Source organism: Pantoea sp. JZ2, from assembly GCF_035191405.1.
Taxonomy (GTDB): domain Bacteria; phylum Pseudomonadota; class Gammaproteobacteria; order Enterobacterales; family Enterobacteriaceae; genus Pantoea; species Pantoea stewartii.
On the sequence record NZ_CP045247.1, the window covers coordinates 4,514,915 to 4,532,004 of the forward strand.

Genomic DNA, 17,090 nt, shown 5'->3' on the forward strand with positions numbered 1-17,090 from the left:
ACAGCCTTTATAAGGCCTGCTGAACACTTTACTGTGTTTCAGGCGACTGACTCAGTCGCTGCGTTCGCACAATCTGACTTACTCACGATGACATCTGCATGAATGCAGAACAACGGGCGTAAGATTCTAGGTGAATTTTTCGCCCGTTTCAAGCAGCAATTAGTTTGCCGCTGCGCTCAGACCAGCCTGGTCAACGGCAACGCCGGCGCCCATGGTGGTAGAGATGCTGACTTTCTTGATGTACACGCCTTTCGCCTGAGCAGGTTTTGCTTTTTTCAGCGCAACCAGCAGAGATTCCAGGTTTTCTTTCAGTTTGTCAGCATCGAAGTCCACTTTACCGATGGTAGTGTGGATGATGCCGTTTTTGTCGTTACGATAACGAACCTGACCTGCTTTAGCGTTCTTAACCGCTTCAGCAACGTTCGGGGTTACAGTACCGACTTTCGGGTTTGGCATCAGGCCACGTGGACCCAGAACCTGGCCTAACTGGCCAACAACGCGCATTGCATCTGGAGATGCAATAACAACGTCAAAGTTCATTTCGCCTTTCTTGATCTGCTCAGCCAGATCTTCCATACCTACCAGCTCAGCGCCAGCTGCTTTAGCAGCTTCAGCGTTTGCGCCCTGGGTGAAGACGGCTACACGTACAGAACGACCTGTACCGTGTGGCAGAACGGTCGCGCCGCGCACGTTCTGGTCAGATTTACGAGCGTCGATGCCGAGGTTAACAGCAACGTCTACGCTTTCAACGAACTTAGCGGTAGCCAGCTCTTTCAGTAATGCGATTGCTTCAGCAATATCGTACTGCTTAGTCGCGTCAACTTTGTCGCGAATAACGCTCATGCGCTTGGTCAGCTTTGCCATTTCTTAGTCCTCTACTACCAGGCCCATGGAACGAGCAGTACCTTCGATTGAGCGAGTCATCGCTTCAACGTCAGAACCAGTCATGTCCGCAGCTTTAGTTTCTGCGATTTCACGTACCTGAGCACGAGTCACTTTACCGACTTTATCTTTGTTCGGCTTACCAGAACCAGACTTGATGCCCGCTGCTTTTTTCAGCAGAACGGCAGCCGGAGGCGTTTTGGTAATGAAGGTGAAAGAACGGTCGCTGTATACGGTGATAACAACTGGAGTAGGCAGGCCTTTTTCCAGTGATTCTGTTTTGGCGTTAAACGCTTTACAGAATTCCATGATGTTAACACCCTGCTGACCCAGAGCTGGACCAACTGGTGGACTTGGGTTCGCCATACCAGCTGCAACCTGCAGCTTGACGTAGGCTTGTACTTTCTTAGCCATGATAATTCCTCAATTGGGTTATAGCGCCTTTAAAAGGCTCCCCGTGGTAACGATTTACACGCTGTTGCCAGCGCATAAAAACAAAAGGCGCGAAATTATAGTTTAATTTCGCGCCTGCTGCAACAGCCAAATAGTGAAAGAAAGGTTAGCCTTTCTCCACCTGACCGAAGTCGAGTTCGACAGGTGTTGCACGTCCAAAGATGGAGACCGAAACAGTCAGACGACTCTTCTCATAATCGACATCTTCGACCACGCCGTTAAAGTCGGCAAACGGACCATCGTTGACGCGTACCATTTCGCCCGGTTCGAACAGCGTTTTCGGACGTGGCTTGTCACCTACCTGCTGCAGGCGGTTCATGATCGCATCAACTTCTTTATCGCTGATTGGCGCAGGGCGGTCAGAAGTACCACCGATGAAACCCATTACGCGTGGCACGCTGCGAACGAGGTGCCAGCTGGCATCATTCATAACCATCTGAACCAGAACGTAGCCTGGGAAGAATTTACGTTCGCTTTTACGGCGTTGACCACCACGGATCTCGACCACTTCTTCAGTCGGTACCATGACGTCGCCAAACAGCTCTTCCATGTTGTGCAATTTGATGTGCTCACGCAGCGACTGTGCTACGCGGCCTTCAAAACCGGAAAACGCCTGCACGACGTACCAGCGTTTTTTTGGAGCTTCAGACATCTCAGAACCTCAGGCCAGTGATAAACGATACCAGACGGACCAGAATGCCATCCAGCCCCCACAAAATCAGTGACATCACGGCAGTGACCGCGGCAACGATTAACGTGGTATGCAGTGTCTCCTGGCGGGTTGGCCAGATAACCTTGCGCATTTCGGTTCTTGCTTCACGTGCAAAGGCTACGGTCGCTTTGCCTTTGGTCGTTAAAAGCGCAATGCCGCCTGCTGCTGCAATCAAAATAACAACAGCCAACGCACGCAGAGGTAACGTCACATCACGATAGAGGTAGTTACCTACGATCGCCGCAAGCAGTAATAAGACTACCACTACCCATTTCAGCGCTTCGAGGCCGCGCCCGCTCCCTTGAGCTTCGGTATTCGCACTCATAAACCAACCTGCCACAATAATTCAGAAACTATTCTGCCCCGCATCGCGAGGCATCCAAACCGAATGAGCTTTTGGGGCGTAACTCGGTATCCAGCGCCGCATAACAGAGCCTGTCTCAGCAATGATTATGGTGCAAAATCACTGATGAGTCAGGTTCTATAAAACAGCGTACAAAAAGGGCATCAAATGATGCCCTTTCCATGTGCATTGCGTCAAATATTATCGGTAATTAAGCGATAACTTTGGCAACAACGCCCGCGCCAACGGTACGGCCACCTTCGCGGATTGCGAAGCGCAGACCTTCGTCCATTGCGATTGGGTGGATCAGGGTAACAACCATTTTGATGTTGTCGCCTGGCATAACCATTTCAACGCCTTCTGGCAGCTCTACTGAACCGGTCACGTCAGTGGTACGGAAGTAGAACTGTGGACGGTAGCCCTTGAAGAACGGAGTATGGCGGCCACCTTCGTCTTTAGACAGAACGTAAACTTCTGACTCGAACTTGGTGTGCGGCTTGATGGTGCCTGGCTTCGCCAGAACCTGACCACGCTGGATGTCTTCACGCTTGATACCGCGCAGCAGAACACCACAGTTTTCGCCTGCCTGACCCTGGTCCAGCAGTTTGCGGAACATTTCAACACCGGTACAGGTTGATTTCGCCGTATCTTTGATACCCACGATTTCAACTTCGTCGCCGACTTTAACAACACCGCGCTCAACACGACCGGTTACTACAGTACCACGGCCAGAGATTGAGAATACGTCTTCGATTGGCAGCAGGAACGGCATGTCGATAGCACGAACCGGATCCGGGATGTAGTTGTCCAGGTGGTTAGCCAGCTCAACGATCTTCTCTTCCCACTCTGGGTTGCCTTCCAGCGCTTTCAGTGCTGAACCGCGAACGATTGGAGTGTCGTCGCCCGGGAAGTCGTACTGTGACAGCAGGTCACGGACTTCCATCTCAACCAGCTCCAGCAGCTCTTCGTCATCAACCATGTCACACTTGTTCAGGAACACGATGATGTAAGGAACGCCTACCTGACGACCCAGCAGGATGTGCTCACGGGTCTGCGGCATTGGGCCGTCAGTCGCAGCAACAACCAGGATCGCGCCGTCCATCTGCGCAGCACCGGTGATCATGTTTTTCACATAGTCGGCGTGGCCCGGGCAGTCAACGTGTGCATAGTGGCGAGACGGGGTTTCATACTCAACGTGTGCAGTGTTGATGGTGATACCACGTGCTTTTTCTTCAGGGGTGCTGTCGATCTGGTCGAACGCACGCGCCTGGCCGCCGTTGGTTTTAGCCAGAACGGTGGTGATTGCTGCAGTCAGGGTGGTTTTACCGTGGTCAACGTGACCGATGGTGCCCACGTTTACGTGCAGTTTGTTACGTTGAAATTGCTCTTTAGCCATCGCTTGTCCCTCTAAGACACGGATATATCAAAGATATCGTCACATTAACCAGGCATTGCCTGACTGCAAGGAGTTACAGAGAAAATCAGGAGGGAGATAAAGGAAGTGGTGCTGATACCCAGAGTCGAACTGGGGACCTCACCCTTACCAAGGGTGCGCTCTACCAACTGAGCCATATCAGCACATCTGGAGCGGGCAGCGGGAATCGAACCCGCATCATCAGCTTGGAAGGCTGAGGTAATAGCCATTATACGATGCCCGCATCCTGGAACTCGGCTACCTGTTCTTTCTGTAGCTTGTGAATAACAGGGGAAGTCCCCTATTATTCTTAGCCTGCCAGCGAAGCTGGCTGACTTTGACTGAGCTTACACCCAATCTGAATTCAGGGTGAGAAGAAGTGACTCACCTGCCAGATAAACAGGTTGTTTATCTGTTCTCAACCCGAGGGTCGAGATGGTGGTGGGAGAAGGATTCGAACCTTCGAAGTCTGTGACGGCAGATTTACAGTCTGCTCCCTTTGGCCGCTCGGGAATCCCACCTACTTGATGGTGCCGGCTACCGGAATCGAACTGGTGACCTACTGATTACAAGTCAGTTGCTCTACCAACTGAGCTAAGCCGGCATCAAGTGACGCGCATTCTAGGAAGGTCGGCTGAAGGATGCAACAAAAAAATCACTGTTTTTGTTCTATCGCTTACTATTTGTGCAAAGCATCGCAATTTACCCCTATTCTGCAGAAATAACATCCAATTATTGGTCAAATTTTCGCGTCATCTTCTGTCCCTGGATTTGGTCTTCACGATTTCATTCTTTGGTGGATGGCTTTTTTCACGCCCCCTTTTTTTGCTGATCCTGCAAAATTCGTCTCGATTGCTTATTTATTGCCCGGTGTTTTCCATCGACAGCCGGTTTTTGTTTGTGGATATCGGTTTGTTTGTGCAAAAACGTCACCACAGGGTAAGCGATGAGTGATGTTAAGTTGACAGGGTTGCAGAGAAAACGTACTGGCACCTAAAGAGGTGGGAATGGACACTGGCACAATACCGCTTTCAATACGCGTGAATCAGGCATTGCTTGTATGCTTTCTGTGGCCGACAGCGCTGCTCTGTTCGGTTACTGGCCTGACAGGCGCGCGAGTGCATGTGTATTGATGTCGACGCGGTGAAGATGAGCGAGGTTGCATATGAACAGGTACTGCCTACGTACAACAGAGAAGTCACATGACACATGAGAACGGCCCGATGCTTGATGTGCAGATTCCACCCTGTCCGCACCGATGACGGCTGCGACCAACTGGAACGCCGCCGAAAGTCATTATGTTTGTCCCTTCTGTTGTCAGAACGCGCTGTGCCTCCCGGTTCAACCTGCATAGAAACCCGGTCAGGCGGATTAAAGCGCTTCTTCTCTCCTTCGGCCCTCAGACAGCTTAAGCACACCACAAAGCCTGTGGCGGCCTTATGTTGGCAGCAACGGTATTTGATGCACACGCCATGCGAGGGCAGAGAAAGGGTCGTGGTAAGGGTTATTCGTCACGGGAAAGAGAGTACAGAAGGTATCCGTGCCTGGGGCAGACTGGTCTCTGAAGGCAATAAAGTGCGTTGTGGATGTTCAGACAAATGACCTGGGGAATGAAAGCACGCCCCAAAACAGTGACGCGCCTGACACGCACCTTATTTGCGGCTTAACGTCCGGCATAAAGTAACAGACAGCCACGGATTCATTGCACGCGCTATCATGAAAGACCCGCTCGTTAACCGGCTGCTGGCTAAGTGAACCATACGATAATGAGCGGAGGCCCGTTTACGTGCCCTGATCCGTGCTACCCACCGGGCTGAAGATTTACCTGTCACATCGCATGCTGTAATTACAGAGATCAAGCCTCTTGATCAAGGATTTGTTAAAATTGCGGAGGCGCCGACGAAAGCTTATCCCCGTTTATTTTTTACTTCTTTTAAAAGCTATACTGGTGGTACCCTCCAGCCCATTGTTCTCGTTAATAACTCTGTGACCCGCAATTCATTACGCTACCGTGCCCGAGTAATCTTCGGTGAAAATGTACAGATTGGTTTGAATCTGCAGTCAAATGTATACTTATGGATAAAACGACATCACTCACCACGCCTTATTTACAGTTCACCCGTGAACAATGGGCGTCATTACGCGACTCCGTTCCCATGACGCTGGCAGAGGATGAAATTGCTCAGTTAAAAGGGATAAACGAAGACCTTTCTATTGAAGAGGTGGCGGAAATCTATCTGCCGCTCTCACGCTTGCTGAATTTCTATATAAGTTCGAATGTGCGTCGCCAGGCTGTGCTGGAACAATTTCTGGGCACAGACGGGCAAAAGATCCCTTACATTATCAGTATTGCTGGTAGCGTTGCGGTAGGGAAAAGTACGACTGCCCGCGTTTTACAGGCGCTTCTCAGCCGCTGGCCTGAGCACCGTAAGGTTGAGTTAATTACGACTGATGGCTTCCTTCATCCGAACTCGGTACTAAAAGAGCGCGGTCTCATGAAGAAAAAAGGGTTTCCTCAATCTTATGATATGCATCGGTTAGTTAAGTTTGTGTCAGACCTTAAGTCTGGCGCCCAGCAGGTGACGGCGCCCGTTTATTCCCATCTCATTTATGACGTTATTCCGGATGGGGATAAAGTGGTGCAACAACCCGATATTTTAATTCTGGAAGGCTTAAACGTTCTTCAAAGTGGAATGGATTATCCCCACGATCCGCACCACGTATTTGTTTCTGATTTTGTCGATTTTTCTATCTATGTCGATGCGGAAGAAGATCTTTTACAGCACTGGTATATCAATCGCTTTCTGAAATTTCGCCAGGGCGCTTTCACCGATCCTGACTCTTATTTTCATCATTATGCACAGTTACCTGAAGATGAGGCTATCAAGATCGCGGGATCACTGTGGAAAGAGATCAACTGGCTGAACCTGAAAGAAAATATTCTTCCTACGCGTGAAAGAGCCAGCTTGATTATGACCAAAAGTGGTAATCATGCGGTTGAAAAAGTCCGCCTGAGAAAATAAGTTACGACAATAAAGCCTGCCTTAAAAGCAGGCTTTACAGACTTTTAAAGGGGACGCAGCGATATTTCCCCACCCATCCAGGATTTAATTTCGCCCTCTTGTTCCAGCAACAAACCACCCTGATTATCAATGCCGCGTGCAATGCCGTGAACTTCCCGCTCGCCCATCAGTAACCTGACCGGACGGTTGATAAAGTTGTCTAAGCCTGCCCAGCGTGCGACAAAAGGTGCCAGACCTTCCTGTTCAAAAACAGGTAGTGCCTCACGCAGGCGATTGATTAACGTTGCAGCCAGGTCGTTACGATCAAGCGTTACGCCCGCTTCCTGCAGATTAATCCAGCCCTGATTGATTTGCGCCGCGTCGGCATTTCGCATCGCTAAATTGATGCCCGCTCCCATTACGATCTGCGCAGCATCCCCGGTTTTACCGGTTAACTCCACTAAAATGCCTGCTAATTTTCTGTCATGGAGGTAAATATCATTCGGCCATTTTACGCGAACATCCTCCGCACCTAATGACTGAAGCGTCTCTGCCATCACAATACCAATCACCAGGCTGAGCCCCATCGCTGCAGCAGGCCCTTGCTCCAGACGCCAGTACATAGACATATAAAGATTAGCACCGAAGGGAGAAAACCAATGCCGCCCGCGTCGTCCGCGTCCCGCTTGTTGATATTCCGCCACACAAACGGCACCTGAAGGCAGTGAATCCATACGCTCAAGCAAATACTGGTTCGTCGAATCGATAACCGGTATCACGGCGACATCGGGCTGAGAAAGCTGACCAAGAATCGCCTCTTCATTGAGCAACTGAAGCGGTGCAGGGAAACTGTAGCCTTTCCCGGTAACCGTATACACTTCAAGGCCCCAGCTTTTTAACGTCTGAATATGTTTATTAATTGCTGCGCGGCTCATGCCGAGCGTTTCACCTAATTGCTCACCAGAATGAAATTCGCCATCTGACAGGATATCAATAAGCTTTAGCGGTACGCTGTGGTCTTTCATGCAATCACCTCAACCGCATTGCATTCACCTTGTGCCCGGATAAAACGGACCTCAGGCTCAAGCCACACATCAAATTTCTCACCTACGCGTGCGCGCACCTTTTTGGCCAGCGCAACGATATCGCCTGGCGTGGCATCGGCAGCATTAATCAGCACTAATGCCTGCTGCTGATGAACTTCCGCGCCGCCAACGCGACAGCCTTTAAGCTGACACTGATCGATTAACCAGCCTGCGGCAAGTTTTACCGTACCCTCTGGTTGGGGATAATTTGGCATCGCAGGATAGTGATTAAGCAATACTTCAGCCTGCTGGCGGCTAATCACTGGATTTTTAAAAAAACTGCCAACATTGCCTGTTATTTTGGGGTCAGGTAATTTGCTCTGTCGCATATGGCAAACGGCATGAAACACATCCCAGGCATTCGCAGTCGCCGGATTAAGCGTCTTTAAATCGCCATACGTCAGCACCGGTTGCCACTGTTTGGTTAATGCAAACCCGACGGCAACAATCGTATAGCCCGACTGGTACTGATGTTTAAAAATGCTGTCGCGATAGCCAAACTGGCAATCGTCACGGCTTAAACGCTCAGTGACGCTGGTTTGCAAATTCAGCACGTCTACATATTCACAGACATCTTTCAGTTCAACGCCATAGGCGCCGATATTCTGGATGGGTGCAGAGCCGACCATACCGGGAATAAGGGCCAGGTTCTCTAGTCCGGAAATCCCTTTTTCCAGCGTCATTTTTACCAGTTGATGCCAGTTTTCACCCGCGCCAACATGCAGCTTCCAGCGCTCATTCTCGTCGCGTATTTCAACTCCAGCGATGCGGTTGAGTACCACAATGCCCGCGAAGTCCTCAAGAAACAGTACATTGCTGCCTTCACCCAGGATCAAAAAGGGTTGCTGGTTACGCTGGCTCATCTGCCATGCCGCAAGTATGGCTTCAGGCGTTTCGGCGACAATACGAATTTGTGTGCTGACATCAAGACCGAGCGTATTGTCGGCTTTTAAGGAGGTATACGAGCTGGACATGATAAGGCCTTCACGGGGTTAATCTGGCCGTAGTTTACCGCATCATGAACGGATTGAGAGGGAATTTGCGTGCGAAGACGTTTTTCGCTGCATATCAGCCACTCAGAACGCTGAACGGGTAGAAAGAAATCCCGTCGCGGGCATGACGACAGGGGAAGCTGATGGAATGTGAGTTGCAGGCTCAGCGGTTTAAAACAGCTAACAACACAGGCGGAACAATTGTGAAGTATCAGCAGAACTTTGTAGAGGTGGGCATCCGTTTCATCCAGGCCGTTTTGCCAACCGCACGTTTAAACAGCGCGGTTTGATCGCAGTCTGTTTAGCTATTCACTGGAGAGATTGATGCAAAGCATGGGCTAAAAGGCATAGACAGGAAAGGGCCGCTGACGACATATTCTTTCCTTTTACATGCAGAGGCAAGGTAAACGGACCAGGGAGGAGACCGGCAGGCAGCAACAGAGCTCTGCCCTGAAGCCCGCAGAGGTCCGGCAGCCCCCGCCCTCCCCGGACGACGGACGTAAAAAAGCCCCGTACTTCCGTACGGGGCTTCTTCACCTGATTGATGCCTGGCAGTTCCCTACTCTCGCATGGGGAGACCCCACACTACCATCGGCGCTACGGCGTTTCACTTCTGAGTTCGGCATGGGGTCAGGTGGGACCACCGCGCTACAGCCGCCAGGCAGATTCTGTCTGCCGCACCGCCCTCTCGGGCCGCACGGCGTTATCCGGTAAACAAGGCTGAAAATTCTTTCTGTCTCTCAACCAAAACGCCTCTGGCGTTGTAAGGTTAAGCCTCACGGGTCATTAGTACCGGTAAGCTCAACGCATCGCTGCGCTTACACACCCGGCCTATCAACGTCGTCGTCTTCAACGTCCCTTCAGGAGGCTCGAAGCCTCAGGGAGAACTCATCTCGGGGCAAGTTTCGTGCTTAGATGCTTTCAGCACTTATCTTTTCCGCACTTAGCTACCGGGCAGTGCCACTGGCGTGACAACCCGGACACCAGCGGTGCGTTCACTCCGGTCCTCTCGTACTAGGAGCAACCCCCCTCAATTCTCCAGCGCCCACGGCAGATAGGGACCGAACTGTCTCACGACGTTCTAAACCCAGCTCGCGTACCACTTTAAACGGCGAACAGCCGTACCCTTGGGACCTACTTCAGCCCCAGGATGTGATGAGCCGACATCGAGGTGCCAAACACCGCCGTCGATATGAACTCTTGGGCGGTATCAGCCTGTTATCCCCGGAGTACCTTTTATCCGTTGAGCGATGGCCCTTCCATTCAGAACCACCGGATCACTATGACCTGCTTTCGCACCTGCTCGAGCCGTCACTCTCGCAGTCAAGCTGGCTTATGCCATTGCACTAACCTCCTGATGTCCGACCAGGATTAGCCAACCTTCGTGCTCCTCCGTTACGCTTTGGGAGGAGACCGCCCCAGTCAAACTACCCACCAGACACTGTCCGCAGCCCGGATCACGGGCCCACGTTAGAACACCAAACATTAAAGGGTGGTATTTCAAGGACGGCTCCACGCAGACTGGCGTCCACGCTTCAAAGCCTCCCACCTATCCTACACATCAAGGCTCAGTGTTCAGTGTCAAGCTGTAGTAAAGGTTCACGGGGTCTTTCCGTCTTGCCGCGGGTACACTGCATCTTCACAGCGATTTCAATTTCACTGAGTCTCGGGTGGAGACAGCCTGGCCATCATTACGCCATTCGTGCAGGTCGGAACTTACCCGACAAGGAATTTCGCTACCTTAGGACCGTTATAGTTACGGCCGCCGTTTACCGGGGCTTCGATCAAGAGCTTCTCCTTACGGATAACCCCATCAATTAACCTTCCGGCACCGGGCAGGCGTCACACCGTATACGTCCACTTTCGTGTTTGCACAGTGCTGTGTTTTTAATAAACAGTTGCAGCCAGCTGGTATCTTCGACTGGCCTCGGCTCCGGGAGCAAGTCCCCTCACCTACGCGCCAGCGTGCCTTCTCCCGAAGTTACGGCACCATTTTGCCTAGTTCCTTCACCCGAGTTCTCTCAAGCGCCTGGGTATTCTCTACCTGACCACCTGTGTCGGTTTGGGGTACGATTTCGTGTTACCTGATGCTTAGAGGCTTTTCCTGGAAGCAGGGCATTTATCACTTCAGCACCGTAGTGCCTCGTCGTCACGCCTCAGTGTAAAGTGCACCGGATTTGCCTGGCGCACACACCTACACGCTTAAACCGGGACAACCGTCGCCCGGCCGATATAGCCTTCTCCGTCCCCCCTTCGCAGTAACACCAAGTACAGGAATATTAACCTGTTTCCCATCGACTACGCCTTTCGGCCTCGCCTTAGGGGTCGACTCACCCTGCTCCGATTAACGTTGAACAGGAACCCTTGGTCTTCCGGCGACAAGGTTTTTCACCTTGTTTATCGTTACTTATGTCAGCATTCGCACTTCTGATACCTCCAGCATGCCTCACAGCACACCTTCAACGGCTTACAGAACGCTCCCCTACCCAGCAACGCTTACGCGTCGCTGCCGCAGCTTCGGTGCATGGTTTAGCCCCGTTACATCTTCCGCGCAGGCCGACTCGACCAGTGAGCTATTACGCTTTCTTTAAATGATGGCTGCTTCTAAGCCAACATCCTGGCTGTCTGTGCCTTCCCACATCGTTTCCCACTTAACCATGACTTTGGGACCTTAGCTGGCGGTCTGGGTTGTTTCCCTCTTCACGACGGACGTTAGCACCCGCCGTGTGTCTCCCGTGATAACATTCTCCGGTATTCGCAGTTTGCATCGGGTTGGTAAGCCGGGATGGCCCCCTAGCCGAAACAGTGCTCTACCCCCGGAGATGAGTTCACGAGGCGCTACCTAAATAGCTTTCGGGGAGAACCAGCTATCTCCCGGTTTGATTGGCCTTTCACCCCCAGCCACAGGTCATCCGCTAATTTTTCAACATTAGTCGGTTCGGTCCTCCAGTTAGTGTTACCCAACCTTCAACCTGCCCATGGCTAGATCACCGGGTTTCGGGTCTATACCCTGCAACTTAACGCCCAGTTAAGACTCGGTTTCCCTGCGGCTCCCCTATACGGTTAACCTTGCTACAGAATATAAGTCGCTGACCCATTATACAAAAGGTACGCAGTCACACCACGAAGGTGCTCCCACTGCTTGTACGTACACGGTTTCAGGTTCTGTTTCACTCCCCTCGCCGGGGTTCTTTTCGCCTTTCCCTCACGGTACTGGTTCACTATCGGTCAGTCAGGAGTATTTAGCCTTGGAGGATGGTCCCCCCATATTCAGACAGGATACCACGTGTCCCGCCTTACTCATCGAACTCACAACCTGTGCACCTTTGTGTACGGGAGTATCACCCTGTACCCTGCGACTTTCCAGACGCTTCCACTGATGCACAAGCTGATGCAGGTTCTGGGCTCCTCCCCGTTCGCTCGCCGCTACTGGGGGAATCTCGGTTGATTTCTTTTCCTCGGGGTACTTAGATGTTTCAGTTCCCCCGGTTCGCCTCATGCCGCTATGGATTCACTGCATGATAGTGTGACGAGTCACACTGGGTTTCCCCATTCGGGTATCGCCGGTTATAGCGGTTCATATCACCTTACCGGCGCTTATCGCAGATTAGCACGCCCTTCATCGCCTCTGACTGCCAGGGCATCCACCGTGTACGCTTGGTCGCTTAACCTCACAACCCACAGGCGTTTTGCGCTTGCGTGTTATGAGCTTTTGAGAGACCCGAACGCATCGTGCTGTGTTCCTTATTACGGAGGAACACGACGTGCGTCGTTTCAAATTTTCAGCTTGTTCCGGATTGTTAAAGAGCATAATACTTCGCAGCACACCGTCGCCGGTACGCTCTGAAGTATTGTCAGAAAAAAAACAGCAAGTATGGTGGAGCTAAGCGGGATCGAACCGCTGACCTCCTGCGTGCAAGGCAGGCGCTCTCCCAGCTGAGCTATAGCCCCATACAGTTACTGCAGAGACCACTACCACCACTCAACTGCGTGCACTTCATGAGAAATGCACTTCGTGCTCAGGCAAGGCGTGTGTCCGCGAAGCATAGTGAACTATGCGAGCCGGAGACATAACGCAGCATGAGTGCGAAGTTGGTAGGCCTGAGTGGACTTGAACCACCGACCTCACCCTTATCAGGGGTGCGCTCTAACCACCTGAGCTACAAGCCTGTAGAGGTTTTTCTGCTCGTGACTTTCTATCAGACAATCTGTGTGAGCACTTCGCACGAAGGTATCTTCAGGTAAGGAGGTGATCCAACCGCAGGTTCCCCTACGGTTACCTTGTTACGACTTCACCCCAGTCATGAATCACAAAGTGGTAAGCGCCCTCCCGAGGGTTAAGCTACCTACTTCTTTTGCAACCCACTCCCATGGTGTGACGGGCGGTGTGTACAAGGCCCGGGAACGTATTCACCGTGGCATTCTGATCCACGATTACTAGCGATTCCGACTTCACGGAGTCGAGTTGCAGACTCCGATCCGGACTACGACGCACTTTATGAGGTCCGCTTGCTCTCGCGAGGTCGCTTCTCTTTGTATGCGCCATTGTAGCACGTGTGTAGCCCTACTCGTAAGGGCCATGATGACTTGACGTCATCCCCACCTTCCTCCGGTTTATCACCGGCAGTCTCCTTTGAGTTCCCGACCAAATCGCTGGCAACAAAGGATAAGGGTTGCGCTCGTTGCGGGACTTAACCCAACATTTCACAACACGAGCTGACGACAGCCATGCAGCACCTGTCTCAGCGTTCCCGAAGGCACCAATCCATCTCTGGAAAGTTCGCTGGATGTCAAGAGTAGGTAAGGTTCTTCGCGTTGCATCGAATTAAACCACATGCTCCACCGCTTGTGCGGGCCCCCGTCAATTCATTTGAGTTTTAACCTTGCGGCCGTACTCCCCAGGCGGTCGACTTAACGCGTTAGCTCCGGAAGCCACTCCTCAAGGGAACAACCTCCAAGTCGACATCGTTTACGGCGTGGACTACCAGGGTATCTAATCCTGTTTGCTCCCCACGCTTTCGCACCTGAGCGTCAGTCTTCGTCCAGGGGGCCGCCTTCGCCACCGGTATTCCTCCAGATCTCTACGCATTTCACCGCTACACCTGGAATTCTACCCCCCTCTACGAGACTCAAGCCTGCCAGTTTCAAATGCAGTTCCCAGGTTAAGCCCGGGGATTTCACATCTGACTTAACAGACCGCCTGCGTGCGCTTTACGCCCAGTAATTCCGATTAACGCTTGCACCCTCCGTATTACCGCGGCTGCTGGCACGGAGTTAGCCGGTGCTTCTTCTGCGGGTAACGTCAATTGCTGAGGTTATTAACCTCAGCACCTTCCTCCCCGCTGAAAGTACTTTACAACCCGAAGGCCTTCTTCATACACGCGGCATGGCTGCATCAGGCTTGCGCCCATTGTGCAATATTCCCCACTGCTGCCTCCCGTAGGAGTCTGGACCGTGTCTCAGTTCCAGTGTGGCTGGTCATCCTCTCAGACCAGCTAGGGATCGTCGCCTAGGTGGGCCGTTACCCCGCCTACAAGCTAATCCCATCTGGGCACATCCGATGGTGTGAGGCCCGAAGGTCCCCCACTTTGGTCTTGCGACGTTATGCGGTATTAGCTACCGTTTCCAGTAGTTATCCCCCTCCATCGGGCAGTTTCCCAGACATTACTCACCCGTCCGCCACTCGTCACCCGAGGAGCAAGCTCCTCTGTGCTACCGTCCGACTTGCATGTGTTAGGCCTGCCGCCAGCGTTCAATCTGAGCCATGATCAAACTCTTCAATTTAAAGTTTGATTTGCTGCAACCAGTGCAGCGATGCTCAAGGAAAACGTCGTAATGAATTTCAATACGTGTTCACTCTTAAGACTTGATATTTTTTTGCGTCCGGAGACGCGGATATCAATCCTGCGAGTGCCCACACAGATTGTCTGATAAATTGTTAAAGAGCAGTGCAACCAGCGGGTTAACCGTCTGTTGCGAGGTGGCGTATATTACGCTTTCCTCCTTCAGAGTCAACCTCTTTTTCAGAAGTTTTTCTCCGGCGGCTCAGTTGCCTGACCCTCTCAACACCGCATTCCGTAAGCCGTTGTGCCGTGTCGATGGAGGCGCATTATAGGGAGTTCGCGCGGCCTGACAAGGGTTAATTGCAAAAATATTACTGTTCGTCTCAAATTTCGCCAGATCGCGTTATTTCAGTACGATTTGCCTGGTAACTGTGCAAAATCTCTGGCGAAACCGCGCACCTGCTCCCAGTCCGTATACTCAACTTCCTTCGTCGTATCCGTTTCGCCGCCGGTCATGCGCATAATCAACTTAATCATGACCCGATCAAACCAACGATAGCGGGGATAATACAGTGCACCAGCAAAAACCGCACAGCAATCGGGCTTCCAGGGCGACTGCGCTAAAAACTTAACGGTATAGGCATTGGTTTCCGGCGTCCGCTTCTCTGGCTTACGCGCCGTAAGATTCACGGAGAAGAAGCCGCTGACGCGCTGCTGCAATGCGGCCAGGTTCTGCTTAACAAATTCGTTTACAGCGGGCTGAAAGTGACCATAACGGATTGAAGCCCCAATCAGCACCCGATCATATTGCTGCCAGTCAATCGCGTTTGCATCCTGAATATTCATCACATCGCACGCTTGCTCGCCCTTAATCGCCTCCGCCATAGCGGAAGCGATTTTTTGCGTCTGACCGTCACGGGTCGAAAAGAGAATTAATGCTTTCATCATCTGCATCCTTATTAGTTATTCTCGCCAGAAGGTTGGCGTGAATAACACCAGCAACGTGAATACCTCAAGGCGACCAAACAGCATAGTCGAAATTAAAATCCACTTTGCCACATCGTTCATTGAGGTGAAGTTATCCGCTACAACACCCAGACCGGGCCCCAGGTTGTTTAACGTTGCGGCGACCGCGGCAAACGCAGAAAAATCATCCACGCCGGTGGCAATAATGGCCAGCATACTGATCAGGAAGACCAGCGCATACGCAGAGAAGAATCCCCAGACCGCTTCCAGGATGCGTTCTGGCAACGCGCGATTACCCAGCTTAATGGTGTAAACCGCATTGGGATGGACAAGGCGTTTGAGTTCGCGATTCCCCTGTTTACACAGCAGCAGGATGCGGATCACTTTCAGGCCACCGCCCGTCGAACCGGCACAGCCGCCAATGAACGCAGAGCACAGCAGCAAAACCGGCAGGAACAGCGGCCAGCGCGCAATACTGTCTGTGGTAAATCCCGCTGTCGTCGCCATCGAGACAACCTGGAAAAACGCCTGATTCAACGTTTGCCAGCCACTGTCATAAACATTATGGAACCACAGTACCACCGTACAGATCAGTACCAGCGTCAGTTGCACACCGATAAACATACGAAATTCGGGATCGCGTAAGTACACCCGAAGATTGCGGTTACTCAGTAAAGAGAAGTGCAGGCCGTAGTTACAGCCGGAGATCAGCAGGAACACGGCCACAATCGTATTAATGGTGCCGCTCTGGAAATAGCCGATACTGGCATCGTGGGTTGAAAATCCCCCAATAGCAATCGTCGAAAAGCTGTGCCCAATGGCATCGAAGGCGGGCATTCCGGCAAACCATAATGCCAGTGCGCAGGCCACCGTCAGTAATACATAGATAAGCCATAGCGTCTTGGCCGTTTCGGCAATACGCGGACGCATCTTATTGTCTTTCAACGGACCGGGCATTTCGGCACGGTAAAGCTGCATCCCACCGACGCCCAGAATCGGCAGAATCGCCACCGCGAGCACAATGATTCCCATACCGCCAAGCCACTGCAGCATCTGGCGATAGAACAGAATCGCTTTAGGCAAAGAGTCCAGCCCCACCAGCGTCGTCGCACCGGTGGTGGTTAACCCGGAAAAGGATTCAAAAAAGGCATCGGTAACCGACAGATGCGGCTGTTCGGCAAAGATAAACGGCATGGCCCCGACGCTGCCCAGCACGGTCCAGAACAGCACCACGATCAGAAACCCTTCGCGCGGCTTAAGCTCCGTTTTCTTCTTACGGTTTGGCCACCACAATAATGAACCAATCACCAGAGCCATCATAAACGTCTGGCTGAAGGCGCGGCCGGCACCATCCCGATAAATCAGCGCAACGAGGCCGGGTACAATCATCGTCACCGAGAAGAGGATCACCAGCAGACCGACAATGCGGGTAATGGCGCGAAAATGCATTAAGCCGTT

11 protein-coding genes, 6 tRNA genes and 3 rRNA genes are annotated in these 17,090 nt (G+C 52.0%); 2 read left to right on the forward strand and 18 right to left on the reverse strand.

From position 1 onward, the window contains the following. Positions 1 to 159 precede the first annotated feature (159 nt). The 9 genes from rplA to GC087_RS21840 all read right to left on the reverse strand — a co-directional run bounded on the left by rplA (position 160) and on the right by GC087_RS21840 (position 4,408). Positions 160 to 864: a 50S ribosomal protein L1 gene (gene rplA, locus GC087_RS21800; RefSeq protein ID WP_006121496.1), complete on the reverse strand. Its 705-nt coding sequence runs from the start codon at positions 862 to 864 to the stop codon at positions 160 to 162. A gap of 3 nt (positions 865 to 867) precedes the next feature. Next, on the reverse strand, positions 868 to 1,296 hold the full coding sequence (rplK, locus tag GC087_RS21805; RefSeq protein ID WP_006121495.1) for a 50S ribosomal protein L11: 429 nt from the start codon (positions 1,294 to 1,296) through the stop codon (positions 868 to 870). A gap of 145 nt (positions 1,297 to 1,441) precedes the next feature. Next, positions 1,442 to 1,987: a transcription termination/antitermination protein NusG gene (gene nusG, locus GC087_RS21810; protein ID WP_003848088.1), complete on the reverse strand. Its 546-nt coding sequence runs from the start codon at positions 1,985 to 1,987 to the stop codon at positions 1,442 to 1,444. A 1-nt stretch (position 1,988) separates the two neighbouring features. Beyond that, on the reverse strand, positions 1,989 to 2,372 hold the full coding sequence (gene secE / locus GC087_RS21815; RefSeq protein ID WP_006121494.1) for a preprotein translocase subunit SecE: 384 nt from the start codon (positions 2,370 to 2,372) through the stop codon (positions 1,989 to 1,991). A 229-nt stretch (positions 2,373 to 2,601) separates the two neighbouring features. Next, positions 2,602 to 3,786, reverse strand: coding sequence for an elongation factor Tu (gene tuf, locus GC087_RS21820; protein ID WP_006120578.1), 1,185 nt, complete (start codon positions 3,784 to 3,786; stop codon positions 2,602 to 2,604). Between the two features lie 106 nt (positions 3,787 to 3,892). Further along, positions 3,893 to 3,968 (reverse strand) — tRNA-Thr (locus GC087_RS21825). Between the two features lie 5 nt (positions 3,969 to 3,973). Then, positions 3,974 to 4,048, reverse strand: a tRNA-Gly gene (locus GC087_RS21830). 192 nt (positions 4,049 to 4,240) lie between these two features. Continuing rightward, positions 4,241 to 4,325: transfer RNA gene (locus tag GC087_RS21835), tRNA-Tyr, on the reverse strand. 7 nt (positions 4,326 to 4,332) lie between these two features. Next, positions 4,333 to 4,408, reverse strand: a tRNA-Thr gene (locus GC087_RS21840). Between the two features lie 1,471 nt (positions 4,409 to 5,879). Between GC087_RS21840 and coaA the strand changes: the two genes are divergently transcribed. Further along, on the forward strand, positions 5,880 to 6,827 hold the full coding sequence (coaA, locus tag GC087_RS21845) for a type I pantothenate kinase (protein ID WP_006121491.1): 948 nt from the start codon (positions 5,880 to 5,882) through the stop codon (positions 6,825 to 6,827). A 44-nt stretch (positions 6,828 to 6,871) separates the two neighbouring features. Here the strand turns inward: coaA and birA are convergent, their stop codons facing one another. Together birA and murB are read right to left on the reverse strand one after the other, a co-directional pair. Further along, complete coding sequence (birA, locus tag GC087_RS21850) at positions 6,872 to 7,831, reverse strand: bifunctional biotin--[acetyl-CoA-carboxylase] ligase/biotin operon repressor BirA (RefSeq protein ID WP_006121490.1); 960 nt, start codon at positions 7,829 to 7,831, stop codon at positions 6,872 to 6,874. Continuing rightward, on the reverse strand, positions 7,828 to 8,865 hold the full coding sequence (murB, locus tag GC087_RS21855) for a UDP-N-acetylmuramate dehydrogenase (RefSeq protein ID WP_058702790.1): 1,038 nt from the start codon (positions 8,863 to 8,865) through the stop codon (positions 7,828 to 7,830). Before murB ends, birA begins: the two co-directional genes overlap by 4 nt. A gap of 161 nt (positions 8,866 to 9,026) precedes the next feature. Here murB and GC087_RS21860 point away from each other — a divergent pair, with 161 nt between their 5' ends. Beyond that, positions 9,027 to 9,173, forward strand: a complete 147-nt coding sequence (locus GC087_RS21860) for a hypothetical protein (protein WP_193750332.1) — start codon at positions 9,027 to 9,029, stop codon at positions 9,171 to 9,173. A gap of 256 nt (positions 9,174 to 9,429) precedes the next feature. On the opposite strand, the gene rrf is transcribed toward GC087_RS21860, so the two are convergent. From rrf to trkH, 7 genes are all read right to left on the reverse strand, one after another. Continuing rightward, a 5S ribosomal RNA gene (rrf, locus tag GC087_RS21865) occupies positions 9,430 to 9,545 on the reverse strand. Positions 9,546 to 9,648: 103 nt separating this feature from the next. Beyond that, positions 9,649 to 12,554, reverse strand: a 23S ribosomal RNA gene (locus tag GC087_RS21870). A gap of 204 nt (positions 12,555 to 12,758) precedes the next feature. After that, positions 12,759 to 12,834: transfer RNA gene (locus GC087_RS21875), tRNA-Ala, on the reverse strand. A 142-nt stretch (positions 12,835 to 12,976) separates the two neighbouring features. Continuing rightward, positions 12,977 to 13,053, reverse strand: a tRNA-Ile gene (locus GC087_RS21880). Positions 13,054 to 13,125: 72 nt separating this feature from the next. Then, positions 13,126 to 14,667, reverse strand: a 16S ribosomal RNA gene (locus tag GC087_RS21885). Together the 16S, 23S and 5S rRNA genes with 2 tRNA genes alongside form the textbook arrangement of a ribosomal RNA operon. A 407-nt stretch (positions 14,668 to 15,074) precedes the next feature. After that, a complete protein-coding gene (hemG, locus tag GC087_RS21890) occupies positions 15,075 to 15,611 on the reverse strand; it encodes a menaquinone-dependent protoporphyrinogen IX dehydrogenase (protein ID WP_006121487.1) in 537 nt (178 codons plus the stop codon). Positions 15,612 to 15,629: 18 nt separating this feature from the next. After that, complete coding sequence (gene trkH / locus GC087_RS21895; protein WP_033737393.1) at positions 15,630 to 17,081, reverse strand: Trk system potassium transporter TrkH; 1,452 nt, start codon at positions 17,079 to 17,081, stop codon at positions 15,630 to 15,632. Positions 17,082 to 17,090 lie beyond the last annotated feature (9 nt).

Bases quoted from the DNA above. Each gene is read 5' to 3' on its own strand.
- hemG (WP_006121487.1), bottom strand. From the start codon at position 15,611: ATGAAAGCATTAATTCTCTTTTCGACCCGTGACGGTCAGACGCAAAAA.
- tuf (WP_006120578.1), bottom strand. From the start codon at position 3,786: ATGGCTAAAGAGCAATTTCAACGTAACAAACTGCACGTAAACGTGGGC.
- murB (WP_058702790.1), bottom strand. From the start codon at position 8,865: ATGTCCAGCTCGTATACCTCCTTAAAAGCCGACAATACGCTCGGTCTT.
- rplA (WP_006121496.1), bottom strand. From the start codon at position 864: ATGGCAAAGCTGACCAAGCGCATGAGCGTTATTCGCGACAAAGTTGAC.
- secE (WP_006121494.1), bottom strand. From the start codon at position 2,372: ATGAGTGCGAATACCGAAGCTCAAGGGAGCGGGCGCGGCCTCGAAGCG.
- GC087_RS21860 (WP_193750332.1), top strand. From the start codon at position 9,027: ATGGAATGTGAGTTGCAGGCTCAGCGGTTTAAAACAGCTAACAACACA.
- nusG (WP_003848088.1), bottom strand. From the start codon at position 1,987: ATGTCTGAAGCTCCAAAAAAACGCTGGTACGTCGTGCAGGCGTTTTCC.
- rplK (WP_006121495.1), bottom strand. From the start codon at position 1,296: ATGGCTAAGAAAGTACAAGCCTACGTCAAGCTGCAGGTTGCAGCTGGT.
- trkH (WP_033737393.1), bottom strand. From the start codon at position 17,081: ATGCATTTTCGCGCCATTACCCGCATTGTCGGTCTGCTGGTGATCCTC.
- coaA (WP_006121491.1), top strand. From the start codon at position 5,880: ATGGATAAAACGACATCACTCACCACGCCTTATTTACAGTTCACCCGT.
- birA (WP_006121490.1), bottom strand. From the start codon at position 7,831: ATGAAAGACCACAGCGTACCGCTAAAGCTTATTGATATCCTGTCAGAT.